Consider the following 2,390-nt stretch of genomic DNA (forward strand, 5'->3'; position numbering starts at 1 on the left):
GCAGCACGGTGACTCCCGGCTCATAGTTTCGCTTGGCGATGTAGAGCAGGTTGTCCAAATGTCTGTAAAACGGCAGATTTTTGGGAAGTCCGCCCGCCTTTTGCCCGAGAAATCTTCTTCTGCGAAGGAGCAAGTGATTCATTCGGGCCGTAAAATGCCGGATGCCCTGTTCCGCGAGCGGTTTGATGAGCAGCCAGATCCCCCAGACAATCAGCAGATGCAGCGCAAAGCGCAGCAAATAAAATACTCCGTTCACTGTTCTCACCGCCTTATTCGTTCAGCACGATTCTGGATTTCAGACTTTCCTTGAGCGGTCCGGACATCGGCTTCGCCTTAGCCAGTCGCTGTAGCGTCTCTCGCAGCATTTGCGCCGCTTCCGCATTTTTCTTGCGCATTTTGAGAGCAAGCCCTTCGGTAATCTCCGCATTATAGGCCCAATCTCCGCTCTCCTCCTCCCAGCGCATGAGATCATTCGCGAACACCGAGCTATGGGCTTCGTCATAGTACACTTCGGATATGCGCGCCAGCCGCTTTCTGCCTTCTCCGGCGCTTTCCAGGATGAACACAAGCTCGCATGCCTTCAGCGCGGAGACGAGATGCCCCTTCAGACTTCCGCCAATGCGGGTCGAGACGGCAAAAGCGCCCTGATAAGGAACATCCTCCGAATCAACCGTATGGAAGGTTCCCGTTATGCCGTCGTACCCCTTCTCCCCGCTCCACAGATAAAATTCCCATTCGTTATATCTCATTTCCGTCATGTAGAGAAGGTTGGGATCATGGCGCAGCGACTCCACGCCGACTTCCATCAGCTCTTCATTGGCAGCCTGGATGGGAATAATCCGGTGCCCTTTAATCTGGTAAGGTAGCGTGGATTCCGGATGCTTCTCGATCATGACAACGCCCATGCAGGAGGCTGAACCAAGCAGTTGCTCGCCGACAATCGTATTGGCAAAGGTCGTTTTTCCCGAGCCGACCGCTCCGGCAATTATTGTATTGCGGAAGGTCATCGCCAGCGCGCGAATCATCGGTACAGCTTCCGCCGGAATACATTCCGTCCCCGCCTGATCGTCCAGATCAAGAAATTCGACTACCTGCCGCCGCATGGAAATCGTCGTAAAGCCCTCCCAGACCCGGGGCGCAACCCAAATGGCGAGCCGGATAAATCTGCCGGGCCAGAGCGGATCATCCATTTTGAACTCGGCGGACGGATTATCCTTATTCAGCTTCTTGTTCGGGTCGCTCTTCAGCAGCGAGCGCTTCAATTGCTCGACCCGGTCCAGTGACGGCATCTCATACGGATAAGGAACAAATTGACCTCTCACATTGTAAAAAATTTGCCGGCCGATAATCTGCAGACCCGTCGATTCGCTATACGCCCGATCCGTGAACCAGCGGTAGGCCGGACCAAAGCCTTTCCATTCATGAAACAGCGCTTCGGCCGCCGTGTCATAGGCTTCGGGAACGCTGCCGGTGAACGGCGTTTTGCGCAGGTACTTTTCAATTTCATTCATGAAAAAGCTGACAGCCTGCGGGTCGCCCGTCAGCGCCTTCGCGTTAAGCTCGAAGTACGCTTCGTCCTCCCGCTCCAGACCTGCATTCATCTCTCTTTTCATTTTTTGCAGGAAAGAAGGGAAGTCTTCCTTGCCTGGCCTGCTGCCACGAAGCACTCTCTCTTTAAGTGAAAACGGAGAGCCTGTTGCCGGTAACGCCGGATCAGCGAGTCCGGGAACCTCCAATTTGCTCATAGGAATATTCCTCTCTTCCTAACCTCGGCTTCAAAGCCGAACACGGAGAGCAGCGCCCGGACTTTTTCGTCCATCTGCGCAAGCTCCTTCTTGCCAAGCGGCAGCTTGCCGGAGACTTGCGGATAGTAAGGGAGATCCAGAAAGATTTCGGTTCCGAATCTGAGCGCCATACTCTTGGGGGAGACAGTCTCTTCCAGGCCGCCGCGATTCAGAATGAGCTTGAAATCCTGCGGATAAAGATCCAGATGTCCCGCCAAATCCAGGAGCGCTTCCAGCCTATGTTCATGCTTCGGGTGAGTAACAAGCAGCCGCAGCTCGGACTTTCTCATCCCCGTGTACCAAGCCGCGCTATCCGGTATGGAGCCGAGATCGGCAATGACGATATCGGCGTTGTCCGAGGCACGGTCAAGCAGGTATTCCATCTCGTTCTCCTGGTAATCCTGGGCGCTCAAGTAATCGCAGTTGCCCGGTAGATAGCGGTATCCGTCCTGCGCAATCCATTGGTCGAAATCCTCATCGTACAGCCTGCTTCCGGTCAGCTTCGGGCGGAGCCGGTCGAGACTGATTGTGGTTTTACGGTCATAGCCCGGATCATACACATTCATCCCCAGCAGAATAACCCGGCGGCCTGCCGCCGCAATTCTC

General features: G+C 54.8%; 3 protein-coding genes. All 3 read right to left on the reverse strand.

All coding sequences use genetic code 11. The annotated features are described in order from the left end of the window. Positions 1-256 (reverse strand): hypothetical protein (locus L692_RS27605; protein WP_036721580.1); only part of this gene is annotated, 256 nt, incomplete at its 3' end. 13 nt (positions 257-269) lie between these two features. Then, on the reverse strand, positions 270-1,745 hold the full coding sequence (locus L692_RS0102530; RefSeq protein WP_025696917.1) for a P-loop NTPase family protein: 1,476 nt from the start codon (positions 1,743-1,745) through the stop codon (positions 270-272). After that, the coding region (locus L692_RS32310; protein ID WP_036721582.1) for a P-loop NTPase family protein at positions 1,742-2,390 on the reverse strand (649 nt) is incomplete at its 5' end. The genes L692_RS0102530 and L692_RS32310, both read right to left, overlap by 4 nt.

Origin of the sequence: Paenibacillus forsythiae T98 (assembly GCF_000520735.1) — a bacterium.
Lineage (GTDB): Bacteria > Bacillota > Bacilli > Paenibacillales > Paenibacillaceae > Paenibacillus_AQ > Paenibacillus_AQ forsythiae.